The 25,310-nt window shown below is 46.7% G+C and carries 17 protein-coding genes and 1 pseudogene; 10 read left to right on the plus strand and 8 right to left on the minus strand.

Going from position 1 to position 25,310, the window contains the following annotated elements; translation table 11 throughout:
* Positions 1-16: 16 nt before the first annotated feature.
* Positions 17-3,358 carry a PAS domain S-box protein gene (locus tag QUA71_RS03535; protein WP_333282211.1) on the plus strand — a complete coding sequence of 1,114 codons (3,342 nt, stop codon included), beginning with the start codon at positions 17-19 and terminating at the stop codon, positions 3,356-3,358.
* Between the two features lie 579 nt (positions 3,359-3,937).
* On the opposite strand, the gene QUA71_RS03540 is transcribed toward QUA71_RS03535, so the two are convergent.
* A complete protein-coding gene (locus QUA71_RS03540; protein ID WP_333282214.1) occupies positions 3,938-6,151 on the minus strand; it encodes an iron uptake porin in 2,214 nt (737 codons plus the stop codon).
* Between the two features lie 164 nt (positions 6,152-6,315).
* Here QUA71_RS03540 and QUA71_RS03545 point away from each other — a divergent pair, with 164 nt between their 5' ends.
* Positions 6,316-7,047, plus strand: a complete 732-nt coding sequence (locus QUA71_RS03545; RefSeq protein WP_333282217.1) for a sucrose-phosphate phosphatase — start codon at positions 6,316-6,318, stop codon at positions 7,045-7,047.
* 410 nt (positions 7,048-7,457) lie between these two features.
* Complete coding sequence (locus QUA71_RS03550; protein ID WP_190657625.1) at positions 7,458-7,811, plus strand: DUF6464 family protein; 354 nt, start codon at positions 7,458-7,460, stop codon at positions 7,809-7,811.
* Between the two features lie 82 nt (positions 7,812-7,893).
* On the opposite strand, the gene QUA71_RS03555 is transcribed toward QUA71_RS03550, so the two are convergent.
* Positions 7,894-8,244, minus strand: coding sequence for a hypothetical protein (locus QUA71_RS03555; protein WP_333282220.1), 351 nt, complete (start codon positions 8,242-8,244; stop codon positions 7,894-7,896).
* Between the two features lie 74 nt (positions 8,245-8,318).
* Positions 8,319-8,627 carry a DUF1830 domain-containing protein gene (locus tag QUA71_RS03560; RefSeq protein ID WP_190657629.1) on the minus strand — a complete coding sequence of 103 codons (309 nt, stop codon included), beginning with the start codon at positions 8,625-8,627 and terminating at the stop codon, positions 8,319-8,321.
* A gap of 1,615 nt (positions 8,628-10,242) precedes the next feature.
* Here QUA71_RS03560 and QUA71_RS03565 point away from each other — a divergent pair.
* From QUA71_RS03565 to QUA71_RS03575, 3 genes and pseudogenes are all read left to right on the plus strand, one after another.
* On the plus strand, positions 10,243-11,265 hold the full coding sequence (locus QUA71_RS03565; protein WP_333282223.1) for a reverse transcriptase domain-containing protein: 1,023 nt from the start codon (positions 10,243-10,245) through the stop codon (positions 11,263-11,265).
* Between the two features lie 25 nt (positions 11,266-11,290).
* Positions 11,291-11,425 (plus strand): annotated as a pseudogene (locus tag QUA71_RS03570) (group II intron maturase-specific domain-containing protein); the annotation flags it as partial.
* Between the two features lie 84 nt (positions 11,426-11,509).
* Positions 11,510-11,899 carry an HNH endonuclease signature motif containing protein gene (locus tag QUA71_RS03575; protein ID WP_333282226.1) on the plus strand — a complete coding sequence of 130 codons (390 nt, stop codon included), beginning with the start codon at positions 11,510-11,512 and terminating at the stop codon, positions 11,897-11,899.
* 138 nt (positions 11,900-12,037) lie between these two features.
* Here QUA71_RS03575 and QUA71_RS03580 read toward each other — a convergent pair whose 3' ends face one another.
* From QUA71_RS03580 to QUA71_RS03595, 4 genes are all read right to left on the minus strand, one after another.
* On the minus strand, positions 12,038-12,424 hold the full coding sequence (locus tag QUA71_RS03580) for a response regulator (RefSeq protein ID WP_333217374.1): 387 nt from the start codon (positions 12,422-12,424) through the stop codon (positions 12,038-12,040).
* 551 nt (positions 12,425-12,975) lie between these two features.
* A complete protein-coding gene (locus QUA71_RS03585) occupies positions 12,976-16,422 on the minus strand; it encodes a PAS domain S-box protein (RefSeq protein ID WP_333282229.1) in 3,447 nt (1,148 codons plus the stop codon).
* A gap of 269 nt (positions 16,423-16,691) precedes the next feature.
* Positions 16,692-18,614 carry a response regulator gene (locus QUA71_RS03590; protein WP_333282276.1) on the minus strand — a complete coding sequence of 641 codons (1,923 nt, stop codon included), beginning with the start codon at positions 18,612-18,614 and terminating at the stop codon, positions 16,692-16,694.
* Positions 18,615-18,814: 200 nt separating this feature from the next.
* A complete protein-coding gene (locus QUA71_RS03595; RefSeq protein WP_333282232.1) occupies positions 18,815-20,101 on the minus strand; it encodes a chemotaxis protein in 1,287 nt (428 codons plus the stop codon).
* 631 nt (positions 20,102-20,732) lie between these two features.
* On the opposite strand from QUA71_RS03595, the gene QUA71_RS03600 reads away from it, so the two are divergent.
* The 4 genes from QUA71_RS03600 (at position 20,733) to QUA71_RS03615 (ending at position 24,578) form a co-directional block, all read left to right on the plus strand.
* Positions 20,733-23,279, plus strand: coding sequence for an ATP-binding protein (locus QUA71_RS03600; protein ID WP_333282235.1), 2,547 nt, complete (start codon positions 20,733-20,735; stop codon positions 23,277-23,279).
* Complete coding sequence (locus tag QUA71_RS03605) at positions 23,272-23,445, plus strand: hypothetical protein (protein WP_333282238.1); 174 nt, start codon at positions 23,272-23,274, stop codon at positions 23,443-23,445. The genes QUA71_RS03600 and QUA71_RS03605 overlap by 8 nt, the downstream gene beginning before the upstream one ends.
* Before the next feature lie 23 nt (positions 23,446-23,468).
* Positions 23,469-23,834, plus strand: a complete 366-nt coding sequence (locus tag QUA71_RS03610) for a four helix bundle protein (RefSeq protein WP_190734244.1) — start codon at positions 23,469-23,471, stop codon at positions 23,832-23,834.
* A gap of 66 nt (positions 23,835-23,900) precedes the next feature.
* Positions 23,901-24,578 (plus strand): N-acetylmannosamine-6-phosphate 2-epimerase, encoded by a 678-nt coding sequence (locus QUA71_RS03615; RefSeq protein WP_333282279.1) that lies wholly within the window; start codon positions 23,901-23,903, stop codon positions 24,576-24,578.
* A gap of 174 nt (positions 24,579-24,752) precedes the next feature.
* Here the strand turns inward: QUA71_RS03615 and QUA71_RS03620 are convergent, their stop codons facing one another.
* Entirely contained in the window at positions 24,753-25,112 is a 360-nt protein-coding gene (locus QUA71_RS03620; RefSeq protein ID WP_006635567.1) for a phage holin family protein, read from the minus strand.
* Positions 25,113-25,310 lie beyond the last annotated feature (198 nt).

The raw sequence follows: 25,310 nt of genomic DNA on the forward strand, positions 1-25,310 counted from the left end.
CAATTTATAGAAAATCATGCAGATAGATATAAGCATTCCTTCTGAAACGCTATCGCCGACTCGTACTGGCGGCACACCGAATTTAATAGAAGAAGTATTTCGGCTGTACGATCGCGCCCTGGCAGCTACCAGCAACGGCATCGCGATCGCGGACGCTACCCGGCCGGACAAGCCTATAGTCTACTGCAACGGGGCTTTCGAGCGAATTACAGGCTACAATCGCAGCGAAATAATCGGGCAGAACTGCCGCTTCCTGCAAGGCCCGGATACCGATCGCGCTGCCGTCGATCAAATCCGTGTGGCCCTGAAAGAACAGCATGACTGCAAAGTAGTTCTGAAAAACTACCGCAAAGACGGCACCCCTTTCTGGAACGAACTCAGCATCTCGCCGGTGCGCGACAGCAGCGGGCTCGTTACCCACTTCATCGGCGTCCAATCTGATATCACCGATCGCTTCCAAGCAGAAGAAGCCCTCAAACAAGCCGAGGCAAAATACCGCAGCATCTTTGAAAACGCCACCGAAGGCATATTTCAAACCGCCCCAGACGGGCGCTACCTCAGCGCCAACCAGGCACTCGCCCGAATGTACGGCTACGATTCGCCCTCAGAACTGATCGCAAAATGTTCGGCAAAAAACCTTTACGCCGATCGCGGCCGCCGCGCTTCCTTCATTGCAGAAATCAGCAAAAACGGCTCCCTGAAAGAGTTTGAGTCCTGCGTCCGCCGCAAAGACGGCAGCACTACCTGGATCTCGGAAAACGTGCGCGAAGTCCGCGGCGAAGGCGGCGAACTCCTTTACTACGAAGGAACCGTCGCCGAAATCGCCGCCCGCAAACAAGCCGAAGCAGCGCTGCGAAATCAAGAATACTGGCTGAAAACCGCGATCGACGCCGTGCCCGACGCGATCAACCTCACAGACAGCGAGGGGCGCTGGCTGATTGCCAACGACTGCGCCCTCCAACTTTTGGGCTGGGAAACCTCAGACTACCAGGGCAAAACTACTGCCGAACTCGCTGCCGCCGCCGATCCGAGAGTCAGAGAAATCCTGCTAACTTGGCAGGAAACCGACGAAACCACCTGGGAAGCAGGCACTCTTACCTCCAGTCGCCAAAGTGTCCCCTTGCCCACAGGCGGCAGCAATTTGTTTGAAGTGCGGAAAGTGCCGCTGTTCAACCCCGACGGTTCGCGCAAAGGTTTGGCAGTCGCAGGGCGGGACATCACGCAGGAAGTGGAAGCGGACGCAGCTTTGCGAGACAGCGAACAGCGGTTTCGGGCAATTTTTGAACGCGCTGCGATCGGCATGGTAGTAGCTACCCTCGAAGGTGTTGCGATCGCCACTAATCCGGCATTTCAAGCTATGCTGGGGATCTCGGAAGCTCAACTGCGGGGTGTTGGCCTCGACGACTGCGCGCACCCGGAAGACGCAGAAGTTTCGCGCCAGTTGCGCCAACAGTTGGTCGCGGGCTCCCGCGAAGCTTATCAAATCGAGAAGCGCTACCTCCGCCAAGACGGCAGCATCAGGTGGGGACGCCTCAGCGCCTCTGTCATCGACAGCAGTCAGGGAACGCCACAGTTTATTTTGCAAATGGTAGAGGATATTACCGATCGCAAACAAGCCGAGTCAGCTTTGTTTCAAAATGAGGCTAAGTGGCGATCGCTGATTCTCAACAGTTCCGACATCATTACTATTCTTGACGCCAGCGGTCGCATTGTTTACGAAAGCCCTTCTGTAGAAAGAGTTTTGGGCTACGAACCCGATGAACTCGCCGGTCAAATTGCTCTCGATTTAATCCACCCTGACGACCTTCCCTCGGTGATGTCCGACTGCGAAAAACTGATCGCAAATCCAGGCGATTCGATCGCCCTAGAAGGTCGCTTCCGGCGCGCTGACGGTTCTTGGTGTTTTCTTGAAGGTGTCGGCATCAACTTGCTAGCAGACCCCGCTGTGAAAGGAATTGTGATCAACTCCCGCGACATGACGGCGCGCAGGCAAGCAGAGTACCGCCTCAGCAAAATCAACGAGTGCTTTTTGGGATTCACCACCGACGCCGCTGAGAACATCCAGCGGCTGACATCCTTAGCCGGCGAGCTTTTGGGCGGAAGCTGCGCCATCTACAGCCGCGTCGGTGGCGGTCTGCTGCGCGCGATCGGGACTTGGCAAGCGCCGCCGGACTACCCGCTGGTCGATCGCGCCGAGGGCCACATCTGCACCGACGTATGCAGCAAAGGAAGCGATCGGGCTGTTGCAATTCCTGACTTGCAGAACACGATCTACGCCCAAACCGATCCCGCTGTCATCCGCTACCAACTGCAAAGCTATCTGGGACAAGCAGTGCGGCTGGGCGACAATTACGTGGGTGCGGTGTGCGTTGTCTACACCGAGTCGATCGCGCCCACGGAAGCCGACTGCAAGCTGATCGGAATTATTGCCGGGGCGATCGGAGTTGAGGAAGAACGGGCCGCCGCCGCCGATCGCGATCGGCAAAAATCCCAAGAACTGCAAACAGCTTTGAGCGACTTGCAGCAAACTCAAATGCAGTTAGTACAAACCGAAAAAATGTCTTCCCTCGGACAGGTGCTAGCAGGAATTGCCCACGAAATTAACAACCCAGTTGGCTTTGTCGCTGGCAACCTCTGCCACGTCCGAGGCTACGTTCTAGACTTATTAGAAATCGTACAGGTGTATCGAGAAGAGTACCCAAATCCCCCAGCAAAAATTCAGCAACAAGCCGATGATATAGACTTAGAATTTCTAGCAGAAGACCTGCCCAAATTGCTCAGCTCGATGCAGACCGGATGCGAGCGCATTGTAGAAATTATTCAAACTCTTCGCAATTTCTCGCGGGCAGACGAAGCTAAAATCAAGACTGCCGACATTCACGAAGGTTTAGAAAGTACCTTGTTAATGTTGAACACCAGGCTAAAAGCCAAGGCAAAATGGCAGGGCATTAAAGTTATCAAAGAATACGGAGAACTGCCGCAAATAAACTGTCATCCCGGGCTGCTAAATCAGGTGTTTATGAATGTATTGGCAAATGCGATCGACGCCTTGGAAGAAAGTAGCAGCCAAGCAAAAGACACCGCAAATTCTATCTCTCCTACTATTACCATTCAAACTGAAACGATTGAGGACAAGAGCATTTTAATTCGGATCAAAGACAACGGTATGGGCATTCCCGAAGATCAGATTGTGCGTTTGTTTGACCCGTTTTTTACCACAAAACCCGTAGGTAAAGGCACAGGTTTGGGTTTATCAATTTCGCACCAAATTGTCGTTGAAAAACACAACGGCAAATTGCAGTGCCTCTCAGAACCCGGTAAAGGCACTGAATTTATCATCGAAATTCCAATTCGTTGACATCAGGACGACGCTAATCAGCATATCATATCAATTCCGGTTGCACTCCTCATGATTGTTGACTGTTGACTGTTGACTGTTGGCGGTTAACTCGGGGTCGAAAAACTGAAGGATGGTTGAGTGTTGACTGTTGACTCGATTTTACGCCCGACGATGAAGCGCGGATTTGCTATCAGTGGTTTGACACCCTAGTCTAATATCAATTCCGGTTGCATCGGAATATTCAAATCCAGTCAACAGTCAACAATCACGGATAGATGGTGTCACCGGAATTGATAGAATTTATCTGCGTTAATCTGTGTTTATCTGCCTGTATCTGCGGTTAAAAAAAGAGAATGTATTAACCGCAGAGGACAATGGATTGACGCTGATTCACGCAGAGGTCGAGAAGAGAGATAGGAAGAATTCCGATGTTAACAGATTTGATATAACGCGGTAAGGCGGTTCAGGCATACCTTACATATAGCAGTTTTCCAATGAGTCAGGTAATCTCCAGTCAGCACCCCATTACCCATTATTAATGTTTACCTGACTCAACTGAAAAAAACTATAATTAGGTTCAAGGCAGACCTAATTTACTTAAAAACTAAACTGCGTCCGCAAATTGCCCACAAAAATTGTCGGGTTGTTATCGAAATTATTGGCATTCCAGATCGCATAAAATGCCGGCACGAGCGAAATATTCTCAGTGATAGGGAAATAATAAGTGGCTTCAATTTCGTACTGCTTGCCACCATTCCCCCCGCCAGAAACCAGAAACCTCCGACCGCCCGTAACGTCAAAAGGTACTAAAAATGAGGCCGTAAACACAGCTCCTTTTTTGAAGAAATCAGGAAGTGCAAATCCTAACATATAAGATTGAGTTTTGATCGTGCCGTCGGGTCGGTCAGTCTTGGGAAATATATTGGTTTCGGCGTAGCCGTAGCGACCGAAAAGACCGAAACGGCGGCTGAGTGACCAATCGAAATTAAAGCTATAAGTATTGGCAGTAGCATTGCCGAGACGGCCACCGAAACCGTCATCTGCCAAACCGTTAATCGGCCTGCCATTCGGTGCTCCAATTAGCCCGCCAATTTGCTGGATGTTGGAACGGCTGTACAAAAACCGCAAATTTGCCCGCTCGCTCGGACTGAATGTTAGTTCGGCGGTACTCGTATTTGTCCCACCAAACAAGCCTTGAGACGGATTGGAAGCGGAATTAAACACCGGAGTGGGCAAAAATTCCATACTCTCGCCCAAATAGCCCACACGCAGTTTCAATCGGCGGCTGATATCCCACAAAGCCAAAGCACCTGCGCCGCGTTTGGTAGCAGTTAACAAAGTGCTATTGTTAGAATTAAAACTGCTCGCACCGTCCACGAAAAAGCTAAAATTATTGTTGTCAAAGTAGCGGTAGAAATTAATTCTCGGCCCGATTACTACTTGCAAGCTGTTGCTAACCGGGAACTGATAAGAAAGTTCTCGCAGAATAACTTCATTGGGATTCACCCCAGCAGTCTGGTCTAGAAAAGGAGTGCCAAAGGTATTAAAAAGACCTGGAGAAGTATACTGATTTGCTGGTGCAGTTCCGTTACCTACAGCTAGCTGTGTAATCAATTGGTCTTTCCCTGTAAAAGAAGTAGTGAGGGTTAACCAAACTAAGTGGCTGAAAGTAATTTCTGGGTCGTCCACTCTCTGCACGATCGGTCTGTTGGTGACAGGATCGCGTCCGGGTACTCGATCGAGCGGAGCAGCATTTCCATTTATTGCTTCAACTCGGACTCGCTTGCCCGCAAAAGCTCCACTCAGATTAAACCAAGCAAATGCGTTTAGTTTAGTAGTAGTTGAAAATTGGTTGGCTTCTAATTCGGCAGTCCGGGCTTCCAAAGCATCTACTCGACCGCGCAAGGTAGCTAATTCTGCTGCAAATTCTTCTTGCAATCTTTGCAAAGCAAGTAAATCTTCTCGCTTGACTAAATTACCAGTAGAACCGCCAAGTTGTTTGGTAATTTGGTCTAAGCAAGCGTTTAATCCGGCGGCGAATTCATAGCGAGTCATTGCTCGATTTCCTCGGAATGTGCCGTCTGGATATCCCGCAATGCAGCCGTATCTTTCTACTAGGGATTGTAAGGCTTGAAAAGCCCAATCTGTGGGGCGCACGTCGGAGAGCTGGGAAACAGAGGTGACTTGTGCTGCGTCTTCTTGTATGCTGAGGTCATCAGCGGTGCCCGTCTCGCTGCTGATGTCGGCAACTGTACTGGCTTCAGCAACTTGTTGAGACTGAGGAGAGTTTGCAATTTCTAACTCCTGGGGGGGTAATTCGCGAATTGCCCCCGTTATTTCTGGGGCTGTTGTTGCACGATCGACTGTTGCTATATCTGTTTCGGGTAAAGCACGATCGACTGTTGCTATATCTGTTTCGGGTAAAGCACGATCGACTGTTGCTATATCTGTTTGAGGTAAAGCACGATCGACTGTTGCTATATCTGTATCGGGTAAAGGGCGATCGACTGTGGCTATATCTGTTTCGGGTAAAGCACGATTCACCCATGCTGCATCTGTATCGGGTAAAGGGCGATCGACTGCTGATTTAGTCTCTGCGGCGATCGCCGCTAACGGCGGTATCTCAATCTTAACTGCTGCCAGCGCTGCGTCTGGGGTAGCCTCCGGGACGGCACTCGCTTCTAGCGCAACTTCTGGAGTTGAGGTATCCTGAATTTGAGCTGTTGCTGCGATCGGCCCCAAAGGCACTGCCGCACCAGAAATCAAGAAAGACAGCCAAAAAGCTTTAAGGGAGGTTGAATTATTCACCATACCACTCACACCACTTGTTGAAAATTAAATTTGGCCAATCTTAAACGATAAGCTTGCTTATAAATGTGTTTGGTTTAACAAATTCTTATAAATAGTTAAAAGAATTTTAGGAAGCCCTCGGTTCCAGATCGCTGATGACTACTGACTACTGACTAATTCCCAAAATGAAGTTTTTATTAGTTACAGATTTAGACAACACGCTAGTCGGAGATGACGAAGCAACTCAAGTTTTAAACCAGCGCTTGCAATCAAAGCGATCGCAAATATGTTTGGTTTATGCTACCGGGCGTTCTTATGCTTCAACTTGCGAATTAATTGCCCAAAAGGAACTACTAGCACCGGACTATTTGATCGCAGGTGTAGGCAGCGAAATTTACCAAGACGGAACCCTGGACTTAGATTGGGCGGAATATCTTTCTCAAGACTGGGATAAAATGGCGATCGCCTCTTTAGCTCAGCAGTTTTCCCAGCTTAAACCCCAATCCCTAAAAGAACAAAATCCTTGGAAAATCAGTTATTGTCTGGAACCAGCAGCAGAAAATAGTTCGATTGTCCAGACTTTGCAGCAAAAGTTAACTGAATTGAGACTGCCAGGTCAAATCATTTTTAGCAGCAATCGCGATGTGGATATTTTACCGCAAACTAGCAATAAAGGTAATGCCCTTACTTATTTACAAAAGCGCCTACAAATTCCATCTGAGGCAACATTAGTTTGCGGAGATTCTGGCAATGATATCAATATGTTTGAACAGGATGTCCGGGGAGTAATCGTCGCTAATGCTCTATCAGAACTCTTAGAATGGCATCGCGAATGCGGCACTGAAAATCATTATTTAGCTAGTTCTGCTTGCGCTTGGGGAATCATGGAAGGAATGGCATATTTTTGGGAATTATGATTGCCGAAAATCCGGTTGGGTTTGTAGTGAGCACTAAAGTCCTCATACAAATCACAGGACTGAAGTCCTCAGTACAAACGCACCCGAAGCACCCCAAGTCCTGCAAACCCTTAAAATCTGTTCAGGAATCTCAACCGCGTCTCGATCGAACCTGCGAGTTGCGATACCATCAGCGTCTACTGCTTTATCAAACCTAATCGAACTTAACTTTAGTTACCTCAAGCGAGTTGAAGTTTATTTCCTAGCCTGTTGGTTAGTCGGCTATCCGCCGATCGCCAAAGGTTCTATAGTTAAGTTTAGCGCCTCAACCGAAATTACTCTCTCTAAAAAAAGTTATCTTTCTAGATGAAGAAGATGTCGGTTTAGCTCACTATTTGCCCCTTTAGTTCAGTTCGCGAACGCACCGCCACATGGAACAAAATACTTTACCCGTAGAGGTGATTCTCTCTCACCCCCGCCAATATTTAGGTAGCATTCGGCTGGATTGGACGCCACAACCGGGGAACTATCTAGATTTAGAGGGACAAACCTACGCTGTTTTGGAACGCCACCACCGCTATCAACTCAAATCCGGCCGCTACCGACTGCAAAAAATTGCCCTGTACGTGCAGTCGGCCACACCGCCGACGGAAAGAACTTTTGTAAGCGGCATCTGGGTTATCGGAGATGCTAGCTGCCGTTTTAATGCTCGATCGGAAATTCTGCGCTGTGCTGTCAATCCCAATGGCCCGTGCAACTGCTGCTGCGATTACGAAAAGTCTTGAACCATCGAGTCAGTAAACAATTCCACCTCGCCCAACCGAGAGTGCCGAGAATCTCGGCGTCTCCCTCATTTACAACAAACTATCAAAACCAACTAGCAACTCTCGAATCAAATTTAACTTCTTCAGGCAGGCGGTGATCTATCTTCTGATAGCTGTGCAGCACCTCGCGAATTCCAGTATGAATCAAATTTTCTATGTGCAGCAATTGCTCTGAAGAACAGCGAACCTGAACTGTTTGGTTTGACACCGACTCGCTGGGGTCGATCGCAGTATATCTATTAGGAACTCGGCTGAGCACATAAGCAATTAAATCTTGTCGCAATCCCGAAGGCGAAAAAGCTTGTTGGTAGGGGTGCTTCGGATAAGACTCCAAGATAATTTCTACTTCCTCTGTGACTACAGCTAAGGTAATATTGACAAGATTTTTCTGCATTTTCCCCGTCCCGAAACACTCGTTAACTAATATTTTTGTGGCTGTTCTCGATCTCGTCTGATTTCTCATGAATTTTAACCGGCTAATACAGCCAATCGTTCTTCGGTCATCACCAGCTCGAACTCGGAACTTACCTCTTCTATAACCCGCAGCACGTAGCAGGGAATCTTGTCGGATAAAATAGCACTTGGCACCACACCAGTGTGAACTTCTAAGACTGCTTCTGCAGCAGCTTCAAACATCAGTCGCTGTCCGGGAAACATCACTCTTTCAAAGTACCAATTAGGAATGTTCCCAATCCGAACCACCTGAACTAGGTTGGTAACATTTGCGTAATAGCACAGAATCTGGTTGTTACCTTTATAAGATAGCTGATCAGACATTTAAAAATCTCCACACTCTTTCAAAAACTAACTGAGACTTGACTTTGCCGGTTAGTGGCAATTGCGAGTAGGGCTCTGGACAAAACGACCGACTTATTTGTGGGGTGTTATTCGAGAGCGCGAATCACATCTTCAGTTATTAATTTTTTTACCCTTGAGTTCTCCTGCCAACACTTAGAGGACTGGCGCACAAACCCCGTTTTTCCCCGTTAAAAACCGGGTTTTTGTGGTAGGCACTGCCTAACCCCTGACTTATTCAGGCTGGTTGTTCTGTAGCACCAGTTAATCGAAATTACCGTCACTGCCCCGAACTCTCCTGACAACAGGTTGGCTCTTTGGCAGTGGAATGGTGCTGAGATGGCATAGACTTTCAACTCAAGAGCTTGGACTAAATATTATCTAAAAAATATGAGGAAATTATGAAGACCATAATTTTTTTTGATAAATATACTTTTGCCGAAGCAGGGATTACAACAGTTAGGCAAAAACCTGGTTTTTTAGCCAAAAACTTGGTTTTATCTGTGTTCCTGGGTTAAAAAACCAGGTTTCTGAGGGAAATCTGCGTAAATCTTTGATTAGCAGGCTGAAACCTGGTTTTTTAGCAAAAACTTGGCTGCATCCGTGATTCCGGGTTGAAAAAAATCGTTCTTGAGGCAAGTGTGCGTAACTTCTGGAGGAGTTATTCGGCCTGTAAATACGGTGATAGCCCATCGGCTTTTTAGGTAACAAAAAACCCCGACTCCCTAAGATCATCTCTAGAACTTCTAGGGAATCAGAGTTTAAATTAATCAATCACCGATCGATCTCAAAGCTAAATCAAAAAAATGAGGAAATTATGAAAATAGCCGGAAAAACTAGGAATTTCCTGGACGCCTAAACCGGGTTTTCTAACATAATTGCGTAATTTTCGCAACAATCAAGAGAAGGAGAAAGCGGATTTTTGATCGTCATCCGGCTTTAATGCCTCCTTGATTCTTCCGTCGGGCTGGGCAGACTTTGTGGGTTAGCGCGACCTGAAATGGTCGTTTAGTACGGGAAGCCGACTTCCCTGGAGGATTCACACCCTCCACCCCCACGTAAAAGACTCTCAAAAAAGAGTTTGGTCACGACCTAGTAGGTAACGAAACAGTCGGAGTGCAGACCACGAAAGTAGCCGAAGCTAGCAGCCTAAGCTGGTTAGGAGCAAGGGGGAAAATCTCCAATGGTGAAAAGAAGTTAACTATCGATTAAACTGCGTCATTAAGTAAAGAGCCAAATAAGGCTGATAGGCTCTAAACCAAAAGGTATGTGGAAGGATTCAGGATTTGACCCTTTCTGGATCGTGTGAACAAAACCCACCGTAGAATAGATAGCACCTAAAGGAAGATAGAAAAACTAAATGACACAACAGGGTAAACCCCACAGAGTCTAAAAGAGGTCGATAACTTTTAGTAGGTCTGAGGTAACAAGGACGGAACTCTCTGGAGGGTAAAGGATGGAGGAGAAAGCGAATGCTGGCTTGTAATGAGTCAGATAGGGGTTGAAACATTACTTCTGACCGAAAGGAACAGCAGACTTCCTCTGGGTCTTATGCGGAAGAAACGAGATTAAGGAATCCAATCTAAGGAGAAGTTAGATGATGTCTACTGAGACAACAAACGGACTGAAGAAACGACTTGAAGACTGGAACCAAATCAATTGGTATAAGGTTAACAAGCTCGTTAGAAACCTACATCAAAGAATCTTTCGTGCGAGAAAACTTGGTGACTTCCGTAAGATACGAAGCTTGCAGAAGTTAATGTTACGAAGCTACGCCAACTTACTGCTGTCAGTTCGACGTATCACCCAGACCAATCAAGGTAAAGCAACGGCAGGAATTGACAAAGAAGTAGTCAATACCCCAAAGCAAAGGGTGATTCTGGTAAACAATTGGGATGGGGGCAACCTCAAACCAACTCGTAGGGTGGAAATACCGAAACCTAACGGAAAGAAACGACCGCTCGGCATCCCTACCGTGCGCGACAGAATCGAACAGGCAATAGTAAAGAACGCACTAGAACCCGAATGGGAAGCCGTATTCGAGGCACACTCGTATGGTTTCCGACCGGGAAGAAGCTGTCATGATGCTATAGCCCAATGCTTCAATAGGACAAGAATTGGATATAGAGGCGGTGACACTTGGGTTCTAGAGGCTGACATCAAGGGATTCTTCGACAACATCGCCCATGAATCCATCCTGACTATGGTGAGCAATTTTCCAAAGATAGAACTCATCAAAGGATGGTTAAAAGCGGGTTTTGTGTTCCAAGGTAAAATTAACCCGACAGAACTAGGCACACCACAGGGCGGCGTTATTTCGCCGTTACTTGCCAACATCGGTTTGCATGGCTTAGAAAGCTTTATAAAAGCCACCAATCCGAAGCTTGGAGTGGTACGATACGCCGATGACTTCATCGTTACGGCTAGAGACAAATACAGTCTCGAAACTGCCCAGAACCTAATTCAAGCATGGATGTCTGAACGATCTCTTGAACTCAGTGCTGAGAAGACGGTTATTACGTCAATGGAAGATGGCTTCGACTTCCTGGGGTTCAACTCCCGGCACTACGATGGAAAACTCCTAATCAAAGTCCAAAAGGAAGGTATTAGCCTTCTGTAAACGGATTGGTGAGGAAATCAAAAACCTGAATGGTGTAGAACAGGAAGTTCTAATTAAAAAGCTCAATCCAATTCTCAGGGGTTTTGCAAACTACTACAAAGGTGTAGTAAGCAAAAAAACCTTCGCCTATATCTCACACCGAGTATGGCAATACCTTTGGCGTTGGGCAAAGCGTAGACACCCCAACAAAGGCACTAAATGGGTAACAAAGCGCTACTTCAAAACCATTAAAGGTAATAAATGGATGTTCGCCTGCACAACAAGCGACCGCCGAGGGAAGGATAAAGAACTTGTCCTTTACCAGATAGCATATACAGCCATTGAACGCCATATAAAGGTCAGGGGTGACGCAAGTCCCGATGACCCCTCACTAAAAGGATACTGGGAAAAGCGCCACCAGAAGTATGGTAAATCTCGCTTTGAAAAAGGCTCCAAGCTATATAAGATAGCAGAAAACCAGAACTGGAAATGTCCAGAATGTGGCGAACTCTTATTCAACGGAGAGGAAATCGAAACCCATCACATAGTATCTGTGGCAGAAGGTGGAACTGACGACATGGAAAATCTTCTGCACCTGCACTCTTCGTGTCATAAGCAGATACACAAAACCCAAGTCAAATCTCGCTTGAAGTAAGGCTTGAGCCGTATGAGTGCGAAAGTCTCATGTACGGTTCTTAGGGGAGGGGAGAGTGGCAACGCTCGAACCTTACCCGACAGTAGCGATTTCAACTGCCGAGTTTGATATGCTATCTGCGATGTGTTTTACCCGAGTTTAAAGCAACGGTTCCCAACCCAGAATTTCCGCTACTTGCTGTGCCAAACTCAAAGGATCGAAAGGCTTTGCAATCACCCCCGCTACCCCCAAATCAGCAAATTGGCTCAAATCCATCGCCTGCACCTTAGCCGTCAGGAAAATCACCGGAATCCCCCGAGTAGCCGCATTATTTTGCAGCAAACCAAACAGAGTAAGTCCGTCAATATCCGGCATCATCACATCTAACAGAATAGCGTCAGGGAGGTGAGTTTCAGCTAAAACCAATCCTTGGCTGCCGTCAGGCGCGCTTAGTACAATCCAGCCGCCTAAATGTTCCAGACAGGCCTGAATCACGCTGCAGAGGTTTTTTTCATCATCGATGACCAGAATGCGCTTTGCTGACATAATTAAAACTCTAATTTTAAATTAATCATGGTAAACCGAAAAAAAACTTACGCAGGCTGCCTCATCAACCCGGTTTCTTGACAGATATAGCAGAAGGAAGAAGCAATAAAATTAAGAGTTTCAGCACTTAAGAACGTCCTAATCGAGCGAGGTTGCTATATTTTGCCACTCACCTACTGATATCATTTCCGGTTACACCGGAATGATGTTGACGGTTGACGGTTGACTGTTCACGGCGTCAACAGTCAACCGTCAACCGTCAACAGTGAACTCGAATTTACTATTCCGATGCTAACGGATTTGATATGAAACCCTGACCACAAAAATCGGGCGTTCGATAATGGCGGGATGATTTTGATTGTTTTGTGGGGTGGGCCCATGAACCCGTCCGATATATTTTCACCGCAGGCGGGACGCCTAACCCCTACTCCCCACAAGCATCATCCTCCAATTGTGCAACGCCAAAAATCGACATATCAGCCTCCCAAAATCATCCTACCCGCGTGTGTTTCCAAGAACTTTAGCTTTCGCGAGATCTGATCGAAGCAATCTCAAAACTCAAAACTTTTTCCCCCTTCGCCTTCCAACGGTGCGGGCACTGTGAAATAGAAACTGCTTCCTTCTGAGACAACACTTTCGGCCCAAATTCTGCCGCCGTGCTGCTGCACGATGCTGCGACAGATAGCCAACCCCAAACCCGTACCTCCTTTTTGGCGGGAGTCAGAAGCATCGACTTGTTGAAACCGTCCAAAGATTGTTTCTAGTTTATCCGCAGGAATCCCCCGCCCTCTATCTTTGACTTCAAATAAAACCCGATCGCCCAAATCTTCAACCCTGACAGTTACTTTACTCCCCGGAGCCGAGAATTTAATCGCATTGCTCAACAAATTTACCAACATTTGAACGATTCTGTCGGGGTCAGCCCAGATTTTTGCTGTTTCGGGCATAATCGACAACTCAATGTTACTTTCTGCCGCCAAAGAAAGTACAGCTTCTGTAGACTTCCGCATCAAAACCTGGGCCTCGCACCACTGCTTGACAAGGATAACTTGGCTCGACTCAAGCCGTTCTAAGTCTAGAATATCGTTGACCAAACGCACTAACCGTTCGGTATCGCTCGAAGCGATTTCTAACATCTGTTTGGCAGTTTCCGGTTTATTTTTCAGTACCCCAGCCGCCAGCAAACCTAAAGAACCGCGAATTGAGGCAAGCGGCGTTCGCAGTTCGTGGCTGACAATCGAAATAAACTCATTTTTCATTTTTTCAATTGCCCGACTTTCTGTGATATCTGTGACTGTGCCGACGTGACCGGTTAGTTGAGATCTGTCGGAAAAAATCGGAGCTGTTTTAAGCCGACAAAACCGAATGGTTCCGTCTCGCTGAATGTGGCGGAATTCGCAGGAAAATTCCCCATCTACCGATTGCGATTGAGACCACTTAGACAGAATTAGTTTGAGGTCTTCGCGGTGAACAAACCGCATCCAGCCGTTTCCTAAAGCTGCTGCCGGTGTGAAGCCACCAATTGCTTGACAGCGAGGATTTGTATAGGTACATTTCCCCTCTGTATCGATTTTGAAAATGCCCACGGGGGAACTCTCGCTCAGAGAGCGAAATAAAGCTTCGCTTTCCCGGAGTTCTGCTTGAGAGCTTTCTAGTTCTCTGGTTCGCTGCAAAACTCGCATTTCTAACCGTTCGTTGAGCTGTTGGAGGGCGGCTTCAGCAAGTTTGCGATCGCTAATATCGCGGTGTACTGATACCCAGTGGGTAAACTCACCATTTTCGTCCGCTAGGGGCACAATGCTCATTTCTACCCAAAATTCCGTCCCGTCTTTGCGGTAATTGATCGAGTCAACCCGCACCGGCTGCCAGGTTTTCAAAGCTGTCCGAACTCGATGGAGACTGGCGCGGTCTGTTTTTTCTCCTTGCAAGATGCGGGGCGTTTTGCCCACAATTTCTTCTAGCGTATAGCCGGTCATCCGCGTGAAAGCTGGGTTGACATAAAGAATTCGCGGGCCCGGTTCCTCAATCGGTTCAGCTTCGGTAATTAATACGGCGTCGTTAGTGGTGGTGACTACTGATTCCAACAGGCGCAACTGTAATTCTCTAGCTTTGCGATCGGTAATTTCTCTAACTGTCCCCACCATCCGCACTGCATCGCCGGCTTCGTTGTAAAAAAACTTACCCTTCCCCTCAATCCAGTGAATGCTGCCGTCCGGCCAAACCACGCGGGTTTCGTGACAGTAATCCGATCGCTGGGCGATCGCCTGATTTATAGCATTCTCCATACTTTTTAAATCTTCTGGGTGAATGCAAGTTGCAAAACTTTGATAAGTTCCGCCAAAAGTTCCCGGGGTCAACCCAAACAACTCTTCGTGTTCCCTCGACCAAACTATGCGGTTTTTCTGCACGTCCCAGTCCCAAAATCCAATTTTGGTAGCCGACAAAGCTAAGCTAAGCTGCTGATTGGTTTTCCGCAACTCCATGCTAGTAATAGCAACTCGAAGTTCTCGGGCTATTTCGATTTCGCACCGCTGCCAAGGCAAAGATTTTAACCTCACAGTTTCTTGCCACAAGTCAAAGGAATTGCGAGGAGACAGCGGTGGGCTGCCATCCGGTTTAACTTCAATTTCCCCGTCTGGTTTACCGGCCCAGTTGACAGTTTGAATTGTTTCTGGACGGAACCACAAAATGTAATAATTTTGCATTTCGGACATGGCAAGTACCAGCAAACCGCTAGCAACTTCTTTAAACTTCTCGGATGGCGGATACAGCTTTGAGAGAGAATCTGTATGAAAAAGATCATTATTTCTTTGAGTTTTTATCCAAGCAATTAAGCTCTCGATTTCTACCAATTCCGGGGTTTTGCCGATGGTTGTTAAATTTTCATTGGCACACACAACTCCACCGGTAGCGCCCACTAAGGTCAGTAATTCATCTGGGGATTTAAGTAAACCTTCTACAAACCAGTGTGATTGAGAAATTTTGGTGACAAACTTATGGCAATTTTCTTTTAAATAAATTGCATATTCCCAATTTTCGCTATCTTGTTTGTAGCTAAGTTCTAGATTCACAAACTTGGCTAGCAGTTCGCAAGCCTTTCTTGTTTCGTAGCTGACATACTTTCGTGTAGGGTGGTGACAAGCGATCAATCCCCAGAGTTTTTGATCTTTGATTAATGTCAAGGTCATGCTAGCACCAATGTTCATGTTTTTGAGGTATTGAACATGGCAAGGGGAAACTGCTCTCAACAAAGAGAAGCCCAGATCCAGGGGGCGACCGGTCAGCGGATTGCAGTGAGGAATTAGTTCTACAGGCTGACAGTTAATATCGGGAATAAACCGAATTAAATTCATGTTGAACAGGTTTCTTGCCTGGGGGGGAATATCGCTAGCCGGATAGTGCAGTCCCAAGAAAGGAGCCAAATTTTCTACTTTGTCTTCGGCGACAACTTCCCCCGCACCTGTGGCATCAAATTGATAGACGATCGCTCGATCGAAACCGATCATCCTCCGCACTTCTTCAACTGCTTTCTGACACAGCACTTGCAGGTTTGGTGTTTTGTGGATTTTGTCTATCGGCTCTTGGACTAAATGATAAAAATTGAAAGAATCGCTATGTTTTGGGGAAACAGCCGATTCGAGTTCAAGAATTACTGCTGAACTAGATTGATGCAGCGTCCCCTGAAAAAAAGACTGGCGGTTTTGACTTGTGAATGATAATCTGATACCGTTAGATTGATGGCAGTTTTCAAATAAAGCTTTTTCTATAGCCTCAATTTCCTCAGTTTCGACAAATTCCTGTAAAAATTTGCCCAAAAGTTCTTCGGGATAAATGCCGAGATCCTCAAAAATATTGTTGCTAACTTGCAAAATTTTCAACTCAGGAGATTCCAGCACTAAAAGGATGCCATGAGGTTGGATCGCAGCCGGGGCGTAAATTTGTTCGCCGTCGCTGTCATTGAGATTGTCTGTGTCTGAGGGCAATACCATTGCTTTCATCTGATTAATACTTCTCTAAATTAGCCTGTGTTCTCGATCGGCGCGCCAGCATCAATCAAAAGCACCGCGTCGGCATCACACCATCTAACAATCCCAAGTCTGGCTAAGGCTCCCTGAGTTGTTTCGGGCACGCACTGCATATTTGCTCCTAGTTATCCCATTTAAAAAAAAGACTACAACTGTAGGTACGCGATCGAAACCCATCTCTCATAAGTGATTTCCAGTTCTTCAATTCTTTAATTCTTTAATTTTTTAAATCTCAAATGGGATTAGCGCTGTGCTTGAGCCAGTCTGTTTCTGAGTTGAGTCCGCTCCAAACGATTCAGGAGGCGAGCAATTAATTCCGGTTTCACGATCGGCTTGTTAACGTAGTCGTCAGCACCTGCGACAAACATTTGGCGCACTGTTTCCGATTCGGAATGAGCTGTCAAAAACAGCACTGGAAGCTTGCTCCAGCGCAAATCGTTGCGAACTGCCAAACACAGCTCGATACCGCTGTAACCGGGCATCTCCACATCTAAAATTAGCAAATCCGGACAAGTCGTTTCCAGTACCTCCCAGAACTTTTCGGGATCGTCCAAGGTTGTTACTTGAAATCCCCAAGGTTGTAGAATTACTTGCAGTGCAGCCAATAGATGCACGTCATCGTCTACCACCATAACTTTAGCTTCAGCAGGGCCAGTCTGGTCGATTAGTTGGGCCACTGCTTTGAGTATATCTGCTGGGGGCATAGATTTGTGTAAAAAGCCCGAAGCTCCCAAACGAGCAACTTCTATTCGATCGCTCAATTGATTGTGTGCGCTAAAAACCATCACCGGAATTTCGGGCTTTTCACTGCGGAGTTCGGCTAAGAGAGAAAGTCCGTTTTCTTGAGATCTGGAAAATGTCAAATCCAGCAAAATCGCGTCGGGAGGCTGTCGAGAAATCGCATTTCTTGCCGCTTGCGGAGAGTTGGCAACTTCTATCTGGAAGCCGGAACCGGATGCTACTGTTTTCAGTTGCTCGCTCCCAAAAGTATCATCATCAACAATCAGCATTCGGCGCTTTTGGGAAACCGCAGGAACCAAATCGCCTTCTGGTTCGGGCGACGGGTCATCGAATATATGTTTGAGCTTATGCAGAAATCCCTCAATCTCCTGAGCCGTCCCCGGTTTCAAGATGTTTTCAGCCTTGAACAAATGTTCTATCTGGCGCGCAAATTCCGAACCTTTCGGCAGGCCTAACGTTCCCAGAGAACCGACTAATTTGTGAGCTTGAGCCTGGGCTTCCTCGCGCACTTCGCCCTCCAAGCTTCCGTTTTTCAGTTGAGCGATCGCGCGATCGAATATCGCCACCTTTTCTATAAAATTAGCTTTTAAATTTCCCCGCATTTGGGCAATCGCATTCAAGACTTTGAGACGGCGTTCGTCTTTGTTTAATTCCTGGCTGGACCCGCTGGATTCAGTAGATAAAGTCTCTTGAGTTTTAGCAGTTTCTGCCGTTTCCTGCCCAACTTGTTGGCTCTCAATCTCATCCGGCAGACTTTTGAGCCGATAGCCCAATCCGTACACGGTTTCCACTAAATCTACTGTCATCCCGGCTGCTTTCAGCTTCTGCCGCAGCCCCTTGATGTGAGCGGTAACGGCTTCTTCTTGAGGAAATTCGCCGGCCGACCAAATGCGATCGAGGATGGCGCTGCGACTGAAAATGCGCCGGGGATTTCTCAGGAAAAGTTCTAGCAAATTGTACTCTTTGGGAGTCAAGTGCAGCACTTTTTCGGCATAAGTTACTTCCGTAGTGTCCGGGTTGACTTGCAGTTTTTCCCATGTCAAATTTGTACTCGACAAAGTTGTCTTACCCCGGCGCAGCAAAGCCCGAATTCGAGCGATTAATTCTTCGAGATTAAATGGTTTGACCACATAATCGTCTGCACCCGCCTCTAAACCTTGGACTCGATCGTTGCTGCTATCTAGCGCTGTCAGCAGTAAAATCGGCATTTGGCAGCCGGACGATCGCAATTTTCGACACAAACTAATGCCGTCGAGTTTAGGAATCAGCACATCCAAAACAATCAGGTCGTAATCGTATGCCTGCACCAAATACAACGCTGTTTCACCGTCTGCAGCCGCATTCACATTGTAATTGTGAGAGTTCAGCGCTTGAGTCAGCAAACTGACTGTAACTGTGTCATCTTCTACCAGCAGGATTTTCATAAACGTCACCTGTACTTCCAACTATTTGGGGAACTTTTTATAAGTTTTTGTGGCTAATTAAATAGCCTTTTTACAACTGACTTTAAAAATTCCCCACCTTCAGTATAACAAATAGTATTCGTGAAATAAAATAATGGTAAATTATTATTTTAATTTTATTTTTTTCTCTCAAAATACCTCATTAGATTCGGGCTAGGATTTTATGGTTTTTTCGACTTCAGCGCCTGCTGAATCTTTTGAATCAGATATTGCGAGGACTCTTGATGTTTAACTAAGTCTTTTAACTCGGAAACCGCTACTTCGGCGTGTTCTCTCTCTCGAACTAAAGAATTAGCGGTAACACTTTTTATGACTCCCAAAGGTTCTTGGATAGCGGTCAATGAATTGAAATTTTTTTCAGCTATTAATTCTTCCAACTCTAGCAGGGCCATTTCTGCGCGATCGATCTTAATCGTCACTGATTTAGCCACATTAGCACCCGCTCTTGCTGCCTCCGTGAGTTCGTGAACTCGAAGTTTAAACCGACTGGCAATTTGCTCCATTTGAGTCCCCAATTCAAAAGTTTTACTTGCCAGTCTGCCAATTTCTAGACTCACTTTGCTCAGACCGCTGGGCTGACTTCCCATTTGATTGGTAACGACAGCCACCTGTACTGCTAAATGCCTGACTTGTTCGATCGCCTCCCGGATCGTTCGAGAAGTGCGGTTAACCGTTTCTAAATCGTTAGCTATTGCTTTGCCCACGCCCAAAATTTTATCTGTATTGTTGCAAATAGAATTAGCACCTTGAAAAGTAGCTTGAAATGCTTGGCGACCTTCCGAAGAAATCAGTTTCGCAATCCTCACAAATCGCTGATTCATTTGAGCAATTTCTTCAGCTTGTTTAACCAGTGCCACTTGCTGGGAATTGGGACTGGTCTGCAACTTTTCTGTTTGACGTTGTTGAATTTTTAAAAGCTCCTTACATTCGTGAAGCTTAGCCTGTTCTTGTTGAAGGAGCGCCAAATACTTGTGTCTTTCTACTCGGTATTTTTGAATAACTTTGTTAGCTTGCGATAAAAGTCTCGACTGGGCAATTACCAGAGTTTGAACGTCCAAAATGCGGTAGCTTTGGTTGTCCATTACCACGATAATCGGTTCATAAATCAAGTCTTTGTGCCTGTTGAAAGAGGCTTGCACTGCATCGTCAATTTTCCAGTTTTCCGAAAGCACCAAAGGCGGAATTCTAATAAAATCTAACAAGGCTCGAATCGGGTGTGAGCCGTAAAGTTTTACGCGATCGGGAAAACTCATTTGCTCTCGAAATTTGACGCGAGAAATCATGCCCAATACTTGTGATTCATGAGTAATAATGACTCCCGGCAGGTCGGGTTCTTGCTCAAATCTTTCAGCCACTACCTGTCCTGGAGTTGCAGCGCTCACTTGGAAGTCGTGACACGGCAGATGTCCGATCGTGAAATCGGGGGTGAGTTGAGTTAGATTGCTCATTTACCCGGATAGCGTTAAGTACAAGTTAACAAATTATATATTAATATAATACTGGAATAAGATTGTTGAAAGTAGTCAAAGACCCAGCACGGAAGTGACTGGGCTTGGGGCCTAAAACTTCATTTTCAGTTGACCAGCCTGAGACCTTTGATGTCTAGGTTTTTTGAGTAATGACACCAAGGGGATGCGTAGCTAGTTCCCTGTTCTGTCGTTAAGGGTTAAACATTTTTATTTGGGTTAAGGACGTGCCATTAGGCGAATCAGCTCAGAAAACAAAGGCGCGTGCTAACTTCACCCCAGCAATGGGAGTGGAATTGCTTAGTTTCCATCAACAACCCGGTTCACAAACACAACCAGAAGCGATCGATTATATAGCCGTATCCCTTCCCCCCGTTTCCTCCTACCGCTTTCGCGCTCGTAAAGCGCTGCAGCGGGGGTCACTCGCTCAGAAGAAAGATGACAACTATAGGGAGAAATTAGCTCTCTGGCTCCGGGGCCTTCTATTACCTACTTTCTGACTACTGTCATCTCAAGTCTGTTGGATGGGCCGCGCCTGCTGTGTCCCAGGTTCCGTCCTCACAACAGGGCCATTCATATTTTGTTCTTTAAAACAACCGGGAAAATATCTAGATTGAAACCAAAAACCTTAAATCGGACTTTGCCGCTAGCAACCTTTGAGGCTGCTTACCAGTTGTTACAGCAAATGGCTGAAATCCCAGGGGCGATTTGGCTTACCGACGATGCGATCGCTGATTCTCAAAATCGGGAATATTCGTCGGAAAGGTTTGCAGCAGTGGTATCAGATCATTTTAGCGCGCTGCTGCGGGGCAATCTATTAGATGAGTTCGCAACAAACGGACACAAGCACAGCGAAAAAAATCTCCATTCGCAATTGAATGTGCAGTTGACTTTCGACCCCGGGGCGATCGCCCATTTCCTGTCTCCCCTCGCAGACAAACTCGCAGAAATAACCCCCGCACCCTCGTGGCAAATTGACATTCGCGCCCTCAAAAAAGCAATTAAAAATATACAGCCCAACTCGGCAGTTCTTCAAAGCGAATTTACCCTAAATTTGCTGGATATTCTCGCTGTCAATGCCAGCCCAAATAATCGCCTGCCCCTACACAGCAAAACAGAAATAGAGGGAAAATCAGCGCCCAAAGTTATAGCTCCAGAAAAGCTACAGAGCCAGATTGCCGCAGCCGTCAATCAATTACAAATTGGCAGTCCCTGCATTTCATATTGTCAGCCAGTAGAAGATGCTTTGCAGCAGCAGCTCGAACAAGAGCGACTTTTGAATCAGGTGACAACTCAAATCCGCCAGAGTTTGGAATTGCCTGTAATTTTGTCAAAAGCATTGGAGCGAGTGCGAGAGTTTTTGGAGGTGGATCGCCTGTTAATTTATCAATTTGAAAAAGTGCCAGTATCGCACAATGGCGAGTTAGCTAAAGAAATACCTGCGGCGGTTTCTGGATCGGGCGAAATCCAAGAAAATTCCGGGTCTTACTTGTATTTAGGTCGCGTCACCTACGAAGCTTTAGCCAACGATGCTATCTCGTCTGTACTGAATTTTAGTGAAGGCGCGCAGTGTTTTACCAATGGAGTCATTGACAGAGAGAAATATCGCAAAGGCTTGGCTTTGTGCGTGGCGGATGTGGAAACAACTTACTCTTCGCAGCCTTGTTTTTTAGAGTTGATGCGGCGCGCGAAGGTGCGCGCGAAGTTGCTAGTGCCGATCGTAGTTCAAGACGAGTTGTGGGGACTGCTAATTGCCCATCACTGTACTGTTCGGCATTGGGAAGAAAGCAAAAAAACATTTTTGCGGCAAATAGCAGAACATTTGGCGATCGCCATTTACCAAGCCGAACTTTATGCACAAGTCCAGCAGCAAAAGCGCACCTCAGAACAGCGCGTAATAGAGCGCACGCAAGAACTGCGCGATGCACTGGTGGCCGCCCAGTCTGCCAGCCTCGCCAAGAGCGAATTTTTGGCAGCTATGAGCCACGAATTGCGGACTCCCCTCACCTGCGTCATCGGCATTTCCGACACGCTGCTGCGGTGGTCTTACGGCAAAGTTGGCAGTAAAGAAGTGCCGCTGCAAAAGCAGCGGCAGTACCTGCAAACTATCCGAGACAGCGGCGACCACTTATTAGAATTAATTAACGATATTTTAGATTTATCGCAAGTAGAAGCGGGAAAAGCAGTATTAAAAATTAGTGAATTTTCACTTTCTAAATTAGCTTCTCAGAGCCTGCACGCTCTCAAAGAAAAAGCTGCGGCTAAAGGGGTGGAACTGGTGCAAGAACAGCGGATAAAACAAGAGTGCGATCGCTTCATCGCTGACCCGCGCCGCTTGAGACAAATTCTCTTCAATCTTTTAGGAAATGCGATTAAGTTTACTCCCAAAGGCGGGCGAGTCATCCTGCGAGTTTGGGTGACAGAAGATAAAAATCGAACGCCTGCAGTGCGGCAGCCCGGTACTGCACCTGCTGGCAGTACCGCTGTTTTTCAAATCAAAGATACTGGCATTGGAATTCCAGAAAATCAGCGATCGCTTTTGTTTCAAAAATTCCAGCAGTTGGATTCCCCCTACCGCCGGGAATACGGCGGCACCGGTCTGGGATTGGCCTTAACTAAACAGTTAGTAGATCTTCACGGCGGCGCGATCGAAGTCAACTCTAAAGTTGATGTCGGCTCTACTTTTACCGTTTTTATACCCATCCAAACTCTAACCAAAGATGAATCCACAAAATTCACCTATGAAAAATCTAATTCATCTTTACCGCTGCATTATTCCTCGCGGGGCAGCCTCGTACTCGTGGAAGAAGATGAAGAAACTGCCATGCTGATTTGCGATATCCTGACAGCCGCAGGACTGCAAGTGGTGTGGATGATTGAAGGTTCGGCGGCGGTGGAACAAATTGAACTTTTGCAGCCCAATGCTGTGATTGTCGATATGCGTTTGCCCGGTATGAATGGCTGCGAAATAATTTACCAACTGCGCCAAAAACGCGCTACTGAAAATATCAAGATTCTAGCTTTAAGCGCTAATGAAATTCCGCCAGATCAGATATCTTTCGTGACGGCGGGAGCTAACGAGTGTTTGGCTAAACCGATTCACCCTGAGCAATTGCTGGACAAAATTATTTCTTTAATGACGGGGATTGGTAATGGGTAATTGGGGATGGGGCATGGGGGATGGGGCATGGGGCATGGGGCATTGGGCATTGGGGATGGGGCATGGGGCATTGGGCATGGGGCATTGGGCATGGGGCATTGGGCATGGGGCATGGGGCATTGGGCATTGGGGATGGGGCATTGGGCATTGGGCATTGGGCATTTAATATAATTAGTTTTTGAGGTAATTATGGGAAGACCTGATTTTGAGGAATTAGAGGTTTATAAGTTGGCGGAAAGTTTGGCGAATCAGATTTGGGAGATTGTTAAAAAATGGGATTACTTCACAAAAGATACGATGGGCAAACAGATAGTTCGGTCGGCAGATAGTGTCTGTGCTAATATTGCTGAAGGAAGAGGTCGTTATAATGACCAAGATAATCGGCGTTTTGTAAAAATTGCTAGAGGCTCTTTGTACGAAACAGTAAACTGGTTAAGATTAGCCTATGCTAGACAACTTATCACCAGCGAAGAAGTAAGCAAATTTAAACCAATTGTCGATAAACTACTACCAAAACTTAACGCTTATTTGAGTTCAATAGGGCACAGGGAATAAATTACAAAAAAAGCCCGATGCCCGATGCCCGATGCCCCATTCCCCATTCCCCATTCCCTATTCCCCATGATTAATTATCAAATTCCTACAGGATTAATTGTTTCTTGTCAAGCACCTGCTGATTCGCCGCTGCACGATCCGATCGTAATTGCGGCAATGGCTCGAACCGCCATCAATCGAGGTGCCTCGGGCGTGCGGATTGACACTCCGGCTCACATTGCAGCGGTGCGAAAACAGATATCCGCTCCCATAATTGGGATTTGGAAGCAGCAATTGCCGGGATGCGAGATTTACATTACTCCTCGGTTTGAAGACGCGCGGGCGATCGCGGCTTCTGGAGCTGATATTATTGCCGTGGATGCTACTCTGAGAAACCGTCCTGCTGGTGGCGAAGACTTAAAGACATTAATCGGCCGAATTCACAGTGAATTGGGCAAATTAGTGATGGCGGATGTAGATACAATAGAAGCTGCGATCGCGGCAACCGAAGCGGGTGCAGATACTGTAGCAACTACTCTTTTTGGCTATACTGCCCAAACGGAAAATTTTTCGCCGCCGGGATTTGATTTGCTTGCGGAAATGGTAGAAAAGCTTAAGGTTCCCGTTATCTGCGAAGGCGGAATATCGGGGCCGGAAATGGCTAAAAAAGCCTTGGATTTAGGAGCGGTGGCTGTTGTTGTGGGGACAGATATTACTGGGATCGATCTTAAGGTGAGAGCCTATAAGTCGGCAATTGGGAACTAAGAAGGAAGAGGGAAGAAGGAAGAGGGAAGAAGGAAGAGGGAAGAGGGGACAAGGAAGAAGGGAGAAGGGAGAAGAAATAGTCGGCGATTGAAATCGGTTCTAGACAAACGAAACGCGCAAGGCAAGGGTGGGAAAAATCGAGGGATTTCAATCGCCCTTTATCAGGGGAAGTTGCTAAATCAGTGCGCCATTGATAAAACTGCTAACTACAGCCAAGGCGATCGCTCCCAGTACCGCGCTCCAAAGGCCCATCCGCAAACTAAATCCTTCAACTAACTTCGCAGCCGAGGCAAAAACAATCACGTTCATGACAAAAGCAAACACGCCGGAAAGCAACCCCAGCGTCAGTAGGTTCGGCACGAAAAAAACGGCTTTCAGAATTGGCAAAATTAAAACGTTCAACATTCCCAAAACCGCAGCGGAAATTACTGCTTTCGGTGTGCTGTCAATTTCTACGCCGATCGGCAGTTGAGAAATTAGCAGCAAGCTGCTGCCTGTCACGAGCCAAGCAATCAAAAAATCGATCGGTTCCACAGCGCTCTTACCTCCTTAACAGTTGAATTGTCAGAAAAACCTGATATTTAACATCTACGCTAATCACACAATCCGGCTGATTCGTCTGCCAATCGACAGAATTTATGTCTGTTACTAAAGAGTTAGAAGTTATAATCCCTGTATCATCTGCCAAATCATCCGGATGGGAACCGTATCAACCTGTTAGTTGAATAAAAA

This window comes from Microcoleus sp. MON1_C5, assembly GCF_036701875.1.
Taxonomy (GTDB): Bacteria; Cyanobacteriota; Cyanobacteriia; order Cyanobacteriales; family Microcoleaceae; genus Microcoleus.